Source organism: Flavobacterium hydatis (genome assembly GCF_000737695.1).
Classification (GTDB): domain Bacteria; phylum Bacteroidota; class Bacteroidia; order Flavobacteriales; family Flavobacteriaceae; genus Flavobacterium; species Flavobacterium hydatis.
Window position 1 is genome coordinate 13,695 of sequence record NZ_JPRM01000002.1, and the last position, 17,650, is coordinate 31,344.

At 31.9% G+C, this 17,650-nt stretch carries 18 protein-coding genes; 16 read left to right on the top strand and 2 right to left on the bottom strand.

Features of this window, described 5'->3' with window-relative positions:
* Positions 1–80 precede the first annotated feature (80 nt).
* The 10 genes from deoC (at position 81) to IW20_RS01435 (ending at position 8,232) form a co-directional block, all read left to right on the top strand.
* Complete coding sequence (gene deoC, locus IW20_RS01390; protein WP_035617823.1) at positions 81–824, top strand: deoxyribose-phosphate aldolase; 744 nt, start codon at positions 81–83, stop codon at positions 822–824.
* 21 nt (positions 825–845) lie between these two features.
* Entirely contained in the window at positions 846–2,969 is a 2,124-nt protein-coding gene (locus tag IW20_RS01395) for a gliding motility protein RemB (RefSeq protein WP_035617825.1), read from the top strand.
* Between the two features lie 157 nt (positions 2,970–3,126).
* Complete coding sequence (gene cyoE / locus IW20_RS01400) at positions 3,127–4,029, top strand: heme o synthase (protein ID WP_035617826.1); 903 nt, start codon at positions 3,127–3,129, stop codon at positions 4,027–4,029.
* A 2-nt stretch (positions 4,030–4,031) separates the two neighbouring features.
* A complete protein-coding gene (locus IW20_RS01405) occupies positions 4,032–4,619 on the top strand; it encodes a cytochrome c oxidase subunit 3 (RefSeq protein ID WP_035617827.1) in 588 nt (195 codons plus the stop codon).
* Positions 4,620–4,661: 42 nt separating this feature from the next.
* Entirely contained in the window at positions 4,662–5,642 is a 981-nt protein-coding gene (locus IW20_RS01410) for a cytochrome c oxidase subunit 3 (protein WP_035617828.1), read from the top strand.
* Between the two features lie 18 nt (positions 5,643–5,660).
* Positions 5,661–6,011: a cytochrome C oxidase subunit IV family protein gene (locus tag IW20_RS01415; protein ID WP_035617829.1), complete on the top strand. Its 351-nt coding sequence runs from the start codon at positions 5,661–5,663 to the stop codon at positions 6,009–6,011.
* A gap of 77 nt (positions 6,012–6,088) precedes the next feature.
* Positions 6,089–6,730: a hypothetical protein gene (locus IW20_RS01420; protein WP_035617830.1), complete on the top strand. Its 642-nt coding sequence runs from the start codon at positions 6,089–6,091 to the stop codon at positions 6,728–6,730.
* A 12-nt stretch (positions 6,731–6,742) separates the two neighbouring features.
* Entirely contained in the window at positions 6,743–7,432 is a 690-nt protein-coding gene (locus IW20_RS01425; protein ID WP_035617832.1) for an SCO family protein, read from the top strand.
* Position 7,433: 1 nt separating this feature from the next.
* Positions 7,434–7,973 carry a DUF420 domain-containing protein gene (locus tag IW20_RS01430; protein WP_035617834.1) on the top strand — a complete coding sequence of 180 codons (540 nt, stop codon included), beginning with the start codon at positions 7,434–7,436 and terminating at the stop codon, positions 7,971–7,973.
* Positions 7,966–8,232, top strand: a complete 267-nt coding sequence (locus IW20_RS01435) for a hypothetical protein (RefSeq protein ID WP_035617836.1) — start codon at positions 7,966–7,968, stop codon at positions 8,230–8,232. Before IW20_RS01430 ends, IW20_RS01435 begins: the two co-directional genes overlap by 8 nt.
* Here the strand turns inward: IW20_RS01435 and IW20_RS01440 are convergent.
* Positions 8,229–8,831, bottom strand: coding sequence for a hypothetical protein (locus IW20_RS01440; RefSeq protein ID WP_035617838.1), 603 nt, complete (start codon positions 8,829–8,831; stop codon positions 8,229–8,231). The two genes, IW20_RS01435 and IW20_RS01440, sit on opposite strands and share 4 nt — an antisense overlap.
* Positions 8,832–8,863: 32 nt before the next feature.
* Complete coding sequence (locus tag IW20_RS01445; protein WP_035617840.1) at positions 8,864–10,273, bottom strand: DUF4403 family protein; 1,410 nt, start codon at positions 10,271–10,273, stop codon at positions 8,864–8,866.
* Positions 10,274–10,442: 169 nt separating this feature from the next.
* On the opposite strand from IW20_RS01445, the gene IW20_RS01450 reads away from it, so the two are divergent.
* The 6 genes from IW20_RS01450 to IW20_RS01475 all read left to right on the top strand — a co-directional run bounded on the left by IW20_RS01450 (position 10,443) and on the right by IW20_RS01475 (position 17,625).
* The gene (locus tag IW20_RS01450; RefSeq protein ID WP_035617842.1) at positions 10,443–11,144 is read left to right on the top strand and encodes an ABC transporter ATP-binding protein; all 702 of its coding nucleotides are present in this window, start codon (positions 10,443–10,445) and stop codon (positions 11,142–11,144) included.
* The gene (locus tag IW20_RS01455) at positions 11,137–12,381 is read left to right on the top strand and encodes an ABC transporter permease (RefSeq protein ID WP_035617845.1); all 1,245 of its coding nucleotides are present in this window, start codon (positions 11,137–11,139) and stop codon (positions 12,379–12,381) included. Before IW20_RS01450 ends, IW20_RS01455 begins: the two co-directional genes overlap by 8 nt.
* 2 nt (positions 12,382–12,383) lie before the next feature.
* Positions 12,384–13,655 (top strand): ABC transporter permease, encoded by a 1,272-nt coding sequence (locus tag IW20_RS01460; protein WP_035617847.1) that lies wholly within the window; start codon positions 12,384–12,386, stop codon positions 13,653–13,655.
* A gap of 43 nt (positions 13,656–13,698) precedes the next feature.
* Entirely contained in the window at positions 13,699–14,814 is a 1,116-nt protein-coding gene (locus IW20_RS01465) for an efflux RND transporter periplasmic adaptor subunit (protein ID WP_035617849.1), read from the top strand.
* Positions 14,815–14,898: 84 nt separating this feature from the next.
* A complete protein-coding gene (locus IW20_RS01470; protein WP_035617852.1) occupies positions 14,899–16,335 on the top strand; it encodes a TolC family protein in 1,437 nt (478 codons plus the stop codon).
* 6 nt (positions 16,336–16,341) lie between these two features.
* Positions 16,342–17,625: an efflux RND transporter periplasmic adaptor subunit gene (locus tag IW20_RS01475; RefSeq protein ID WP_035617853.1), complete on the top strand. Its 1,284-nt coding sequence runs from the start codon at positions 16,342–16,344 to the stop codon at positions 17,623–17,625.
* Positions 17,626–17,650: the final 25 nt, after the last annotated feature.

Consider the following 17,650-nt stretch of genomic DNA (forward strand, 5'->3'; position numbering starts at 1 on the left):
TAGCAGTTAATTCCAAACTTATCTCAATATAAAATGTATTTTTGCCAACCAGGATTTAATACAATTAATTTATTATAGCCATGAATATTAGACAATACTTAGATTCAACATATTTAAAAACTTCTGATCAAGCTAACTTGAGTGAAGCAGAAAACACACAAATAGTTAAGAATACAATTGAAGAAGCCATAATTGAGCGTTTTAAATTGATAATGATTCGCCCGGATAAAGTTAGTTTGGCAAAAGAAATGATTTCGAAGGCCCAATCAAATCTTTTGATCGGTACTGTGATTGATTTTCCGGAGGGAAAATCAAGTTTAGAAGAAAAACTTGCGGAAGCAAATGTTGCTATACAAAATGGGGCAGACGACCTAGATTTTGTTTGTAATTATGAAGCTTTTAAAAATGGTGAAATTGATTTAGTGAAAAATGAAATTTTGCAATGTACACGGTTGGGATTGTCTAATAAAAAAGTAGTAAAATGGATTATAGAAGTTGCCGCACTTAATGATACTGAAATTATACAACTTTCGGTATTGATAAAAAATATCATAATTCAGAATTTTGACGAGAATGATTATTCTTCAGTTTTTGTAAAATCATCAACTGGTTTTTATAAAACAGAAAATAACTTGCCAAATGGGGCAACAGTACCAACAATTATAATGATGCTTGAAAATGCTTCGCCGCTTCCTATAAAAGCTGCAGGTGGGGTAAGATCATATGATGAGGCTGTCGAAATGATTAATCTTGGAGTGAAGCGTATAGGGACTTCAAATGCCAAAGCAATTGCAAACGGAGAAACTTCACAAAACCAATATTAAATCTACAACCAAAACCACCGTATGAGCAAAGGTTTTTTGACTTTTATTATAGCATTTTACTCTTTAATGGCTGCTTCTCAAGAAGCAAATAATTTAACTGTTAAATCTAGTTTTACTTCCGAAGAATTTCCGATTTTTCCAACTTGCGAAAATTTAAAATCAAAAGCATTAGAAAATTGTTTCTATAGCGAGGTTCAGGATTTCGTATTTAAAAATTTTCAAATTCCTTCAAATCTAAAGCAAAACAATTATAAAGAAGATGTAAAAGTTCTTTTTGAAGTTGATAAAAATGGAGAATTTAAGGTTATATATGTTAATGCAAATAATGATGAATTAGTTCAGGAAACAAAACGTGTTTTTGCTACATTTCCAAAGATAAAACCATCTACCTATGATGGAAAACCGACGTATTCTAAGTATACAATTATAATTAATATACCATTAAAAACGGCAGGGCAAATTTCTGAGGAAGCAATAGCTGCATCAAAAATTATTAAACCCGATACTAAGCCTATGACAGAATTGGATAGTATTGTTTATAAAAAGTATACAAATCCTGAGTTTGAAAGTAATTTAAATATTCCTTTTTCTCATAGTTATTACGCCCAATTTGATGGTGCTTTAAATAAAGTAGGAAGTAATAATCACACTGCTTCAAAACCATATACGTATGCAGAAGTTTCAAAATATTATAATCTTAAAGCGGTAAACGAATCGCTTAAAAAGAATGTTTCTGGTTGGTGGGGACGTAAACTTTGGAATGAAAGCTTAGTCGAAATTGAGGGAGAAGGATATTGGTTCACACTAAACGCTATTGTCGATTTACAAATGGGTAAGGATACAAAAAGTGATAATTCTTATACTTACGTAAATACTAGAGCGCTTAATTTTAGAGGAGGACTGGGTAAGCATCTTAACTTTACTACGACGGTTTTTGAAAGTCAGGGAAGGTTTGCAGATTATTATAATAGTTATGCTGAATCGATAAAACCTTCTGGAGGGAATCCTGCAGTAATTCCTGGAATTGGAATTGCTAAAGCTTTTAAAACTGATGGGTTCGATTTCCCTTCTGCGGAAGCGAATTTGACCTATAAGCCAGGGAAAATTTTTGATTTTCAATTGGGTTATGGAAGGAATTTTATAGGAGATGGATATCGTTCTTTATTAGAGAGTGATGGAGCAAGTCCGTATCCATATTTTAAAATGAATACTACCTTTTGGAAAATAAAATATACCAATACCTATATGTTTCTTAAGGATGTCAGACCCGATGCTACAGTTGATAAAACTTATGCTAGTAAATATATGGCAAATCATTATTTAAGTTTGAACGTTACAAACAGGTTGAATTTAGGTTTCTTCGAGTCAGTAATCTGGACTAACAGCAACGATCGAGGTTTTGATATGGCTTTTGCTAATCCTATTATTTTTTATAGATCAGTAGAGTTTGCTTCTTCTTCAAGAAGTGGTAATGCTTTACTTGGTTTAACAGCAAAGTATAAATGGAATAATCAAATTAATTTGTATGGTCAATTTCTTTTAGATGAATTTTCTGTTGGCGATATGGGAAGTGGAGAAAAAAGCTGGAAGAATAAATTTGGGTATCAGTTAGGAGCTAAATATTATAATGCATTTCATATACCAAATTTATTGATGCAATTAGAGTATAATCATGTACGCCCGTATGTGTATTCGCATAGTGCTGTTATTACAAATTATGGTCATAACAATCAAAGTATTGGTCACCAATGGGGAGGTAATTTTAGCGAATTTATTGCTATTGCCCGTTATCACAAAGGAAGATATTTTGCCGATGCAAAAATTACAGTTGGAACCAGAGGTTTAGATTTTGATACAGCAGAAGATTCATTTAATTATGGGTCAGATATTTATAAAAGTTATGATGTAAAAAGACCTTATAATACAGGGGTGAAAGTAGGACAGGGGAATAAAACATCAGTTTTTATTACAGATATTCAAGCGGGTTATTTGGTTAATCCAGCTACAAACTTAAAATTCTTCGGAAGTCTGATTTACAGAAATTTTGATCCAACAAAAGATACTGCAGCAAATTTTAAACAAAGTACAACATGGTTTACTTTAGGATTGAGAGCAGATGTGTTTAATTGGTATTTTGATTATTAAAATATTTAGTAAGATTTTTTGCAAATGATTCGGTTTTATCGTGAAATTCAGGCGTATTTGAAGCTTTCGTTTGAAAAAATGTAATTTTATCGCCTTAAATTCTGCAATCTAATTTGTACATTTGCACCAGTTTTGAAAAAACAAAAATAATAACGCATTGGACGCAACACAAAATTCACTTTCACTCAAATCTATTTTTAATGATTTCAAAGAAATCACAAAAGCAGGACTCGCTGTAAGTGTTTTGTTCTCCTCAATTGCAGGTTACTTGCTTGGTTTTGATGATCAACATCCATTTCAATGGTCTGTACTTCTAGTTTTGGCAATTGGAGGATATTGCATGGTAGGAGCTTCAAATGCTTATAACCAGGTTATCGAGAAAGATCTTGATGCTTTAATGGACAGAACAAAGAATCGTCCTGTTCCTTCAGGAAGAATGTCTCCTAAAGTTGCTTTGCTTGTAGCGTCTTTACTTACAATTATAGGGTTAACTTTACTTTATACAATCAATCCTAAAACAGCAATGTTTGGGGCGATTTCGATTTTTTTATATACCAGTGTTTATACGCCATTAAAGACGGTTACATCTTTGTCTGTTTTTGTAGGTGCTTTTCCAGGCGCAATACCGTTCATGTTAGGGTGGGTTGCTGCAACAGGAGATTTTGGTATTGAAGCAGGAACATTATTTTTAATTCAGTTTTTTTGGCAATTTCCTCATTTTTGGGCAATTGGTTGGTTCTTGTATGAGGATTATGAAAAAGCGGGATTTTTTATGCTTCCAACAGGAAAAAAAGACAAAGGAACTGCATTACAGGTTATACTATACACGATTTGGCTTATTATAGCATCGCTTTTGCCAGCTCTAGGGTATACTGGTAAATTGTTTATATCGCCAATAGCAGCTATTTTAGTGTTCTTGTTAGGGCTTTGGATGTTGTTTTATGCAGTTCGTTTGTATAAAATAAGAACGGCTAAAGCGGCTAGAACATTGATGCTGGTAAGTGTTTCTTATATTACCTTGTTGCAGTTGATTTTTATATTTGATAAATTTTTAAGATAGTTATGGAAATGACAATGACAAAAGATGAAGATAGAGCAAGAAGCGCTAAGTCATCTAAATTGATTTTATTGTTCGCAATGGTTAGTATGACCATGATGTTTGCTGGACTTACCAGTGCTTTTGTAGTTAGTAAATCAAGAACAGACTGGTTGAAGGGCTTTCAATTGCCTTCGGCGTTTTATTATAGCACGTTAGTGATTATTGGTTGTAGTGTTACTTTTTATTTGGCTAAAAGAGCAATTCAAAAAGACAACAGAAAAGCAACTACTAATTTACTTTTGACTACTTTAGCATTAGGAATTTTATTTGTGGCTTTACAATTTGCAGGATTCGAACAAATCGTTGCAGATGGCTATTATTTTACAGGAGCAGAGAGTTCTATAACTACTACTTTTCTTTATGTTGTAACGGTTACACACTTGTTTCACCTAGCTGGAGGGATTATTTCTCTTTTAGTTATTATTTATAATCATTTTAAACAGAAATACAATTCGACTCAAACTCTTGGAATAGAACTAGGTGCAATGTACTGGCACTTTCTTGATTTCTTGTGGGTCTATTTATTTTTATTTTTATATTTCTTTAAATAAGAAAAAAACGTAAATTTGGGAACTTTTTAACGAATATCTTTTATGGAAGCGACAGTTACTACTGCAAATAACGAAGAAAAAACTTGGGGAGGCGGCAATGAGCCATTAGGAGCAAGTTATGGTAAAATGATGATGTGGTTTTTTATCGTATCGGATGCCTTAACGTTCTCTGGATTTCTAGCGGCTTATGGTTTTTCTAGATTTAAATTTATTGAAACTTGGCCATTGGCTGATGAAGTGTTTACTCACTTCCCTTTTATGCATGGTGTACCTGCACCAATGTATTATGTCGCATTAATGACATTTATTTTGATTTTCTCATCTGTAACAATGGTTTTAGCTGTTGATGCAGGACATCAAATGAAAAAAAGCAAAGTTGCAGTATATATGTTTTTAACTATTATTGGAGGTTTGATTTTCGTTGGGTCACAAGCTTGGGAATGGAAAAACTTTATTAAAGGAGAATACGGAGCTATTGAAACAAAAGGAGGAAGTTTACTTCAGTTTGTTGATAAAGACGGAAAACGTGTTGCTCTTGCAGATTTTGCTGTAAAATTACCAGAAGGTAGAGAAGCATTAACTAGAGATAAAGGAAAATGGTTTATGAGCGATGCAGAAACATTGCCAACATATTCTGTTGCCGAAGTTCAAGCTGGTTTTAAAGCACATCCTGAATTATTAGTAAGAACAGAAGTCCTTACTAAAGAAAAGAAAAAAACTATTCTTACTAGAGAAGAGTCAGAATTAAGATTAAGCCAAGCACATTACGTTGTAGAAGGAGCTAATTTGGTTAGAAACGAATACGGAAATAAATTATTTGCTGATTTCTTTTTCTTTATTACAGGTTTCCACGGATTTCACGTAATCTCAGGGATTATCATCAATATCATTATCTTTTTTAATGTATTGTTAGGTACTTACGAAAAGAGAAAAAGCTACGAAATGGTAGAGAAAGTTGGTTTATACTGGCACTTTGTCGATTTAGTTTGGGTATTTGTATTCACAGTTTTCTACTTAGTTTAATTTTAGATCTATATTATTATGTCACACGAATATGTATCACATACAAAAAGAATCTGGTTCGTTTTTGGACTATTATCATTTGTAACAACAATAGAGGTTCTTTTAGGAATCTACAAGCCAGGAGTATTAGAGTTTAATCATTTTATAGGTTTAAATTTATTGAATTGGATATTTTATATCTTAACAATATATAAAGCTTATTATATAGTATGGGCATTCATGCACATGGAAGGTGAAAAAAGCAGCCTTAGATGGTCTGTTGTTGCACCAGTTATTTTCCTAGTTTTATATTTATTGTTTATTCTTTTAACTGAAGGACATTATATTTATGGGGTTTTTAAAGATTCTACTATTAAATGGAATTTTTAACATGATATTAATTCAAAAAGAGGGTACGCATTGCGTACCTTTTTTTATTTTTGTACTTTAAATTTTTCCCTTCTATAATGAAAAAAAATATAGTCCTTTTTGTTCTCTTCGTTTTGCCTATAGTTGCTTATCTCTTTTTTGCTTCTGGCGTGAATGGTTTTACTACTTTGCCTGTTATAACACCAAAAGTTGCCGATTTAGGAAACTGGAAATCTTTGAGAGGTGAGAAAGTAAGTCTGGATAACAAAATAACAATACTCGGTTTTTCTGGAACTGAGATTTTAAAAAATCGTGGAAATTATTTTAATTTAAACGAAAAAATTTACCAACGCTATCACACTTTTCAAGACTTACAATTTGTTGTAATTTGTCCTTTGGGAACAGAAGGAGATACTCGTAAAGTGGTAGATGCTTTAGCGGCGTTTACAGATGTTTCTCAATGGCACTTCGTTTTTGCATCTCCGGATGAAATCAGTACTTACTATAACCAATTACATTTAGTTGGTAAACTAGATCAGCATCTAGGTACGCCTAATGTCTTTATTGTTGATAAGGGACGTAATTTAAGAGGAAGAAAAGAAAAGAAAGATTATAAGGAAGGATATAATACTTTTCATCCATCTGAATTAAGTAACGAAATGCTCGATGATTTTAAGATAATCCTTTACGAGTATCGTGCGGCTCTTAAGAAAAATCATAATGCAACCAAACAACTTTAAAATTATATTATCATGTTTAAAAATAAATCATATATCGGAATTTCATTTATAGTATTGATTTTTGGTATTTATGCTATTCCTAAAATTATCGATAGAGTAAAAAATGATACTGTTGTAAAAGGAAGTCGTTTGGATAGTGTTAATGCAAAAGAAACAAAGGATGATGGAAAATTAGTAAAAATTGGACCAGCACCTAAATTTGAATTAACAAATCAGGATAACGTTAAAATCTCAAATGAAACTTATAAAGGAAAGGTTTATGTTCTGGAATTTTTCTTTACAACTTGCCCATCCATTTGTCCTAAGATGAATTTGAGTATGTTAGAAATTGAGAAAAAGTTTTTTGGGAATCCTAACTTCGGAATCATATCTATAACAATTGATCCTGCTCATGATACACCACAAGTACTAAAAGATCATGCTAAATTGTTAGGTGTTAAATCATCTAATTGGAATTTTTTGACAGGAGATAAAAATGCTATTATGGATTTATCTAATAAAGGATTTAATCTATACGCTGGAGAAAATAATAAAGTAAGCGGAGGTTTTGAACATTCTGGTTTATTTGCTCTGGTAGATAAAAACGGAGATATTCGTTGCCGTAAAGATGAGTTTGGAAATCCAATTCTTTACTACGACGGATTAGATAAAAAAGGAGTTAGAGATATACAACAAGATATAAATATATTATTAGAAGAGTAAGATGGAGGATAATTCATTAGAAAAAAAATACAATAAGTACATCATACTTGTTTCAATCGTAATTCCAGTTGTAGTTGCTATTTTATTTGGAGTTAAACTTAAAGATTTTGGATATAATGTTGAGCCACTTTCTTTCTTGCCGCCTATTTATGCTACAATAAATGGGATTACAGCTTTGGTTTTGATTATTGCTGTAATGGCAATCAAAAAAGGAAATCGTAAGCTACATGAACGTTTAATGACTACTGCAATTGCGCTTTCGTTAGCATTCTTGGTAATGTATATCGCATATCATATGACATCAGATTCTACTAAATTTGGAGGAGAAGGTGTAATTCGTTATGTGTATTTCTTTATTCTGATTTCTCATATTTTGTTGTCTATCGCCATTGTTCCATTGGTTTTGATAACGTATGTACGTGCAATTGCGAATACATTTGACAAACACAGAAAAATTGCAAGAATCACATACCCGCTTTGGTTATATGTTGCTATTACCGGAGTAATTGTTTATTTAATGATTTCCCCTTATTATGTTTAATATAAATACAAACAACAAGAAACAAGGTGTTTCTAGACTAGCAAAGATTAGTTTCTTGTTGGTTATTTTTTTCTTTAATTTATCTGCCAATGCACAATGCGCAATGTGTCGTGCTGCTCTAGGTGGTGATGAAAATACTAAACAAGCCGAAGCAGTAAATGATGGAATTGTTTATCTTATGGTAGTTCCTTATTTGCTTGTTGCTGTAATTGGTTATTTGATTTACAGAATGTATCAGTCTAAAAAGAAAAACGTTTAGTTTATATCTTCATTTTCAGATTCGTCACAATAGTCGTTGTAATAATATATCATTTCAGGAATGTTCTTTTTGTGAAATTTTCCATTATTAATCTTTTCGATTATCTGTTTACAATCTGAAAAAAATATTTTTGAGCGGAATTTGAAACTGAATGTAATATCAGTTGCAAATTCTGCATTTTTTCGTTTTACATAATATATTTGTTTTGAGTAGGTGGTAGAGTAACGTCTTGATAGAAACTTTCCGTCCTCAAAGAATTTCGAATCATCTCTATAGATTGCTTTTGAATCCTTATACAAGGTTAGTTTTCCTTCTTCAATGACTTCCATTAATTTTGGTTTTTTGTTATTCTCAAACTTAACATATTCATATTTTTCAGAATAGCCATATCCAGAATAAAGTAAGCCTTTAGCAATGTCATAACTCCACTTTTCTGGTTTGGCTTCTTGTTTAAGTTTAAAGTAAATAGTGTTACCTATAATTTCTCCAAAACCTTTAACGCGACTGCTGTCATTAAAAATGATTGTAGCTTCTCTGTAGTCTTGACTAAATGTAATGTTGGATAAAAATATAAATAAAAGTTGAAATGTCAATTTCATAAAAATCTTGAACGTGTTTTTTGTAATTAATTTTATTTCAATCCGTTTACCGAAACATTCACAGTTCCATTAACTTTTATAAAAGCTATAATAGCTTGGTTTGTTAGTTCTACTTTTTGAAATTCTATATCATCCATTTTTCCATTTACAAAAACTCCAGGCATAGGTGAATAGTTTTTAAGATAATTAAGCATGCTTTGTTTTCCTTCTTCTAAATTTGGCTGAATAGAGTAACGACAGCTTTCTTTCATTTTGTTTAAAATGAATCCTTGTAAAAGCCAGTTGGCAGTGCGGGTTAGTCTGCTTTTTGTATCAAGAACATAGTCTAGTTGATCAAAATAAAGTTCCTTAGTTTGCTGGTTGTATTTAGGGAAACCGTTTAGGTATAAAGTTCCATTTACAGCTCCTAAAACATCTAAAGCAATAATCATTTTTCCGTCTTTATGCCAGATTTCTACATTTTTGACAGTGATTTTTTTGCTGCCAGAACCAAATTCTTGTCCGGCAAAATTTCTTGTCATGATTTTAGAAGCATCTTTATAGCTAGATACGGCAGCAATATTAGCAGTGATTTGTTTTGGAATTTTAGATACAGGTTTTAAAACTATTTTTGAAGCACTAAATTTACTTTCAGGTTGTTTACCAATTATAGTCTCCATATTACATTTCATTCCCATTTCTAGTAAGAAAGAATCATTTTTTAGCTTAGCATCAGAAGAGTATATCTCAATAGGTACAATTCTTAACCAACTGTCATATTCTTGATTCATTTGGAATGGAGTACAGATTTTTTCTAAAGCAGCCAAAACATTTGGTTTAAAGTCCATTGACTTTTCTATTGCAGCATCAATACTTTTTTCTAATTTTGACTTGAAAATAGAAATGGCTGGATTAATAAGATAAGTTACAGGCATATTCTTTCCAAAAACACTCATAGTTGGGCTCTCATTCCAATCTAATGATTTTAATTCGGTTTTAGTGTTCAATTTCCAATTGGTTAGCCCCACTGAGCTAACTAATGTAATTACTCCATTTAGATTAAATTCTCTAGTATCATATAGTTCTACTCCTAACTGTTTAGTTCCGATTCGATATTTTACAAGCGCTTTTAGAGGTAAAATAGTCTTGATTTTCTTGTCAGGATTAGCAGGATCATTCTCAATTCTTATAGGAGCTAATTTCCATATTTTGATTTCGATATCATCATCCTCAATATTGTTATCTTCGTAAATTAAACCGTTAAGTAGGTTATTGGTTTGGTTTTCAATATCTTTTAGCTTTACAGTAATAGGCAAATTTATGAATGATGGAGTATTGTCATATATTAATGGACTCGCATCATCGGGCTCAGGTTTTAATGTCGCTATTTTTTGAGAAGAAGAACAGCTAGTTATAAGAATGGCAACTATTGAGAGAGCTAGAAACGATATTAAATTCTTCATTAGGTTTTTTTTAAGATGTAAAATTAAGAAAACAAATATATTTTAAGATTAAAGTGTAACATTTTGATATGGATTTAGTCTTATTAATGTAATAGGTTAAAACTATTAACATTTCGTTATATTGAATTGCTTAGCAAAATAAGTATTATTGTTTTAAAATTAACAAACCATGATTGAAATTAAAGACTTACATAAATCCTATAAAATGGGAAAATCTGAATTACATGTGTTGAAAGGAATTAATTTCAATATTAAAGAAGGAGAGTTGGTTGCTATAATGGGGTCATCTGGTTCTGGAAAATCAACATTGTTAAATATTTTAGGAATATTAGATGAGGCCGATTCAGGAGAATATATTTTGGATAATGTGCCAATTAAAAATCTTAATGAAACGATTGCGTCTAGATATAGAAATAAATTTTTGGGTTTTGTTTTTCAATCCTTCAATTTAATTAATTATAAAACGGCTCTCGATAATGTAGCGATGCCATTATATTATCAGGGTATAAAAAGAAAAGAGCGTTATGAAATTGCCTTGGCTTATTTAAAAAAAGTAGGTTTAGATTCACATTCACACCATTTACCAAGTGAACTTTCGGGTGGACAAAAGCAACGTGTGGCAATTGCCAGAGCATTGGCTTCAAATCCAAAAGTATTATTGGCAGATGAGCCAACAGGAGCTTTGGATACAAAAACATCATACGAAGTTATGGAATTGATTCAGGGAATTAATGACGAAGGAAAAACAATTTTGATTGTAACACACGAGCCAGATATTGCGGCAATGTGTAAGAGAAATGTAGTCTTGAAAGATGGACTAATCATAGATGATAAATACGTAGAACAAGTAAGAGCATCAGCTTATGTTTAATATTGAGCGCTGGCAGGAAATATTTGAAGCAATTTCCAAAAATAAATTAAGAACCTTTCTTACAGGGATTTCTGTAGCTTCAGGGATTTTTATATTGGTTATTCTTCTAGGAGCGGGTAAAGGACTTCAGAATGGTATCGAAAAACAATTCGAACGTGATGCAGATGGAATTATAGAAGTTTGGTCTGGTACAACTACAAAAGAATATAAAGGACTTAATCCAGGTAGACAAATACAATTTAGAGATAGTGATTATGACCAGTCGGTTCAGAAATTTGAAGATCAATTAGATAAAAAAGCCGCGACTTATAATTACTGGAATGGACTTATTTCTTATGGAAAAGAATCTGGAAATTACCAATATAGAGGTGTTCATCCGGATTATGGGGCTGTTGAAAATTTAACTGTTGTTGAAGGAAGGTATATAAATGCTAGAGATTTAGCTAATTATGAAAAGGCAGCAGTTATCGGGATGAAATTAAAGTTGGAGTTGTTTAAAGATAAGGAAGCTTTGGGGAAACAAATATCTATAAACAATATCAATTTTAAAGTTGTTGGAGTTTTTACAGATCCTGGAGGAGAAAGAGAAGAGTCTAGAGCATATTTACCTATAACAACTACCCAAAGAGCTTTTGGAGCAGGAGATAAAATTAGTAATTTGTTTTTTACTCTAAAGAAAACAGCTAATTATGATGAGGCATTAGCTCAATCGGTAAAATTTACACAAGATTTAAAAGATCTTCTTAAAAGTAAAAATGTCGTAGCACCTAATGATGATGGTGGTGTAGGTGTTTACAACTCTGTAGAAAATGCGAAAAAATTCTATGATTTAAACCTTTATATCCGATTGTTTTTTTGGTGGGTAGGAATTTGTACAATTATCGCAGGAGTTGTAGGAGTTAGTAATATTATGTTAATCATCGTTAAAGAAAGAACTAAAGAAATTGGTATTAGAAAAGCACTTGGAGCTTCTCCTGTTTCAATTATCTGGATGATATTACATGAGTCTATTTTTATTACCACAATTGCAGGTTTCGTAGGCTTATTGGCTAGTTTATTATTACTAGAGTTGGTAGGGCCAATGGTGCAGAGTGAGTATTTTGTTAATCCACAGGTAGATTTTAGTGTGGCGTTGACCACTTTAGTTTTGCTCGTATTTGCGGGAGCAATGGCTGGTTTTTTTCCAGCATATAGAGCAGCAAGTATTAAACCTATTGTAGCACTTAGAGACGAATAATTATGTTTGATAGAGATAATTGGAACGAGATTTTAGAAGCCTTAACGTCAAACGTGTTTAGGACGGTGCTTACTGCATTTGGGGTTTTCTGGGGAATATTTATTCTGGTAATATTACTTGCTGCAGGTAATGGTTTAGAGAATGGAGTTAAGAAGGGATTTGATGGTATTGCTACAAACACTATGTTTATGTGGACAAGAACTACTTCTAAACCATATAAAGGATTGCCAAAAACAAGACGTTACGATTTTAGAAATGGTGATGTTGCTGCTTTAAAAGAATCTTTGCCAGATTTATTATATGTGTCTCCACGTAATCAATTAGGAGATTCTAATGATGGTGTTAATAATGTTGTAAGAGGTACTAAAACTGCTGCGTTTACTATTTACGGAGATTATCCGGAACTTATTAAACAGCAACCTATGGATATTATTAAAGGACGTTTTGTAAATCAGCAAGACATCCTTCAGAAAAGAAAAGTTGCCGTTATTGGTAAAGGTGTTATTTCTGGTTTATATGAAAAAGAAGATGATCCTATAGGAACTTATGTTAAAATTAATGGAGTGAACTTTATGGTTGTAGGAGTATATTATTCTAAATCTCAGAATAATGGAAATGCAGAAAGTGAGCAAAAAAATATTTTTGTACCATTTACCACTTTTCAGCAAGCCTTTAATTATGGAGATAAAGTAGGATGGATGGCGCTTACGGCAAATGATAAAATTTCGATTACAGAGCTAAAACCTAAAATTTTAGACTTAATGAAAACCAGACATTCTATTAATCCAGAGGATAATAATGCTGTTGGTAATTTTGATTTATCAGAAGAGTTTAACAAAGTACAAAGTTTGTTCTCGATCTTAAAATTTATTGCTTACTTCGTTGGGTCACTAGTTTTGATTTCTGGAGTTATCGGAATTTCTAATATTATGCTAATTGTGGTAAAAGAGAGAACAAAAGAAATAGGGATACGAAGAGCATTGGGAGCAACACCCGGAGCGATTAGAAGACAAATATTATCTGAATCTATATTTTTAACAATTATATCAGGAATGCTGGGTATTGCAGTTGCAACAGGGATTATTGCAATACTTAATAAGATATTATCTTCGATGCCGGCAGACAGTAATACCATGTTTGCAAACCCAACGGTAGATTTAGGGGTTGTCTTTGTAGCATTATTAATATTAGTGGGGTCTGGTTTGCTTGCAGGATTTATTCCGGCGCAAACAGCAATAAACGTAAAGCCTGTAGATGCTTTGCGAGCAGAATAAAAAATTATCAATCAATAAAATAATCGATTAAACAAAAAACAAAATGAAAAAAGGAGTAACCATAACCATTTTAATTTTTATTGCAGTAGTTTTCTTTGGTGCTTTGTATTATTTGTATGCAAAAAATCAAGAATCACCAATTGTTTATCAAACAGAAAAAGCTGAGATAAAAACGATAGTTAAAAATACAATTGCGACAGGTAATATCCAGCCTGATGAAGAGGTACTTATCAAACCTAATATTTCAGGAATTATCGAAGCTGTTTATATTAAAGCAGGAGAGACTATTAAGGCAGGAGATATGATTGCTAAGATTAAAGTTGTAGCAAATGTTTCGAACGTTAGTAACACTCAGAATCAAGTTCAGACTGCTAAAATAGCCTTGGATAACCAAGAAAAATTATATCAAAGACAAAAAACATTGTTTGATAAAGGGGTGATTTCTGCAAATGATTTTGATGCTGCACAAGTGGCTTACAAACAGGCAAAACAAACTTATTTGTCTTCTAAACAAAGTTTTGATATTGTAAAAACAGGAACTACATCAGGATTAGGGAATTATGCTAATACTTTAATTCGTTCTACAGTAAACGGAATGGTACTAGACGTGCCTGTAAAAGTAGGTAATCAGGTTATCGAAAGTAATAATTTTAATGAAGGAACTACAATTGCAAGTGTTGCAGATGTGGGAAGAATGATTTTTGTTGGTAAAATCGATGAATCTGAAGTTGGAAAAATCAGAGAAAAAATGCCAATCGAAATTACTATTGGAGCTATAGAAAATAAAAAATTTGATGCAATTTTACGCTATATTGCACCAAAAGGAGTAGTTGAGAATGGAGCAATCCAGTTTCAGATAAAAGCATCACTAGAAAATAGAGATAATACATTTATTAGAGCAGGTTTAAGTGCAAATGCATCTATCATATTAGACAAAGCTGAAAAAGTTTTGGCTATAAAAGAATCATTGGTACAGTTTGATAAAAAAACTCAAAAGCCATATGTAGAAGTAGAAATTGCTCCTCAAAAATTTCAAAGAAAAGACCTTGTTTTAGGAGTTAGTGATGGAATTTATGTTCAGGTAAAAAGTGGTATTACAGCTACAGATAAAATAAAGATTTGGAATCAGGGCTTGATAAAAGAAGAAGAAAAAAAATAAGTAACAGTTAGAAAAAAAGAATTTTTGGTTTTTAAAGAATGTTAAATTTGTATAGTATCTTTGCTATGCTTTGATTCAAAGTTTATGAAAAATAAGAAATATATTTATTTTGTTTTTGTCTTACTATTTGGAGCGTCAGTTCAGGCGCAATCTAAAAAATGGACGCTAGAAGAATGTGTAAAATATGCATTAGATAACAATATCTCAATTAAACAATCGGAATTAGATACTCAGAGTGCTAATATTGACAAAAAATCTGCAATCGGGAATTATTTGCCTACAGTAAATGCAAATGCTTCTCACTCTTGGAACGTTGGTTTAAACCAGAATATAACAACGGGATTACTAGAAAATCAAACTACTCAATACTCTGCTGTAGGAGCAAGTGTAGGTGTAGATATATATAAAGGTTTAAGAAACCAAAATACATTACGTAAGGCTAATTTATCTATTGTTGCTGCAAAATATCAATTGCAAAAAATGCAAGAAGATATTTCTCTTAATGTAGCAAATGCATTTTTGCAAGTTCTTTTTAATAAAGAAAATTTAAAAGTACAACAAGAACAACTAGCTATTAGCGAAAAGCAACATGCACGTTCAGATGAATTGGTAAAAGCTGGAACAATCCCAAGAGGAGATTTATTAGATATTAAAGCTACAGTTGCAACAGGTAAACAAAATGTTATCATTGCAGAGAATACGTTGCTAATTTCTAAATTAAGTTTGGCACAGTTGTTACAATTAAAACAATTTGAAGATTTTGATGTTATCGATGATACAAATATGAATGATGGAAATTCTATTTTATCACAATCGCCAAGTACAATTTACGAAAAGGCAAAAGAAGTAAGAACAGATTTAAAAATTGCAAAAGCGAATCTGGAAATTGCAGAGAAAAATGTTTCTATTTCTAAAGGAGCTTATCAGCCTACTTTGAGCGCATTTTATAACTTTAATACCAGAGCAAGTTATTCGGATATTGTAACAGGAATGGTTCCTGATGCAAATAACCCTACAAAGCAAATAGGTTTTGTACAAGGAACAAATCAAAGTGTATTACAAAATAATTTTACACCAGTATTAGGGAATGCACAACCAATTTTAGATCAGTTTAAAGATAATAAAGGACAGTCATTTGGCTTTCAATTATCAGTTCCAGTTTTTAATGGATTCTCAACAAGAAACAATGTAGAGCGTTCAAAGGTAAGTTTAGAGAAATCTAAGATCGAATTAGAACAAAAAAACTTAGATTTACAGCGTAATGTTTATACTGCATTTACAGATGCAAAAGGGGCGTTAAATGCACATGAAGCATCGGTTGTGGCATTAGAGTCTAGACAAGGAGCTTATGATTATGCTAAAGAAAAATTTGCAGTAGGATTAATGAATGCTTTTGATTTTAATCAATCACAAACATTACTTACTAATGCACAGTCGGAAGTTATTAGAACGAAGTACGACTATATATTTAAAATTAAAATACTAGAATTCTATTTTGGAATTCCTATTGTTAAAAACTAGTTCATTATGTCAAAAAAAACAATTTATTTCTTATTAGGCGGCGTAATAGTTGTCATTGCAGCATTAGTTTGGTTTAAGAAAGAAGGTGTAATAGGAAATAAAGAGGCTGGTACAGAAGTAGAAGTTGCAAAAGTTATAGCATCAACTATTGTAGAAACCGTTTCGGCAACTGGGAAAATTCAGCCAGAAATTGAAGTGAAAATTTCATCAGAAGTTTCGGGAGAAATTATTGCACTAAATGTAAAAGAAGGACAAGTTGTTAAAAAAGGAGATTTATTAGTAAAAATAAACCCTGATTTATATACGTCAAGTTATGATCGTACCGTTTCTAATTTGTCTGGAGCCAAAGCTGGTTTGAGTCAATCAGATGCTTCTTTTAAAGAAGCAAAGGCTAGTTATGAAAGAAATAAAAAGTTATTTGAAAAAGGAATCATCTCCAAGTCAGATTGGGATAAAGCAATTGCTTCTTTTGAAGTAGCAAAAGCAACCAAGCAGAATGCTTATTTTACAGTACAAAGTGCTTCGGCATCTGTAAATGAGGCAAAAGACAACTTAAGACGTACTACAATTTATGCTCCTGCAGATGGTACAATTTCGGTACTAAACGTAGAGCTTGGAGAGCGTGTTTTGGGAACGCAACAAATGGCTGGAACTGAAATTTTGAGAGTTGCCAACTTAAACAATATGGAAGTTGAAGTTGATGTAAACGAAAATGACATTGTAAAAATAAAAGTTGGAGATGAAGCAAATGTTGAAGTAGATGCTTACTTAAAAAAACAATTTAAAGGAGTTGTAACAAGTATCTCTAATTCAGCAAGTAGTACATTAACATCTGATCAGGTAACAAACTTTAAAGTTAAAGTAAGAATTCTAAAAGAATCTTATCAAGATTTAATGGAAGGAAAGCCAGAGGCATATTCGCCTTTTAGACCAGGAATGACTGCTACGGTTGATATTATAACAAATACAAAAAAGAATGTGTTAGCGGTGCCAATAAGTGCCGTAGTTGTAAAATCTGATACCACAGCAGTAAAAGAGATTAAAGTTGAAGATCCGAATGATAAAAAAGCGGCTCCTAAAAAAGACAAAAAATTCGAATGTGTTTTTGTAAAAGTAGGAGACAAAGCTAAAATCAGAATCATCAAAACAGGAATTCAAGATGATACAAATATCGAAGTAATGTCTGGACTGAAAGCTGGAGATATGGTAATTACAGGGCCATACACAACAGTTTCGAAAGATTTGAATTCAGGAGATAAGGTTAGCCTTAAATCCGATAAAGAAAAATAATAATAATAACGAGACAATCTAGTTC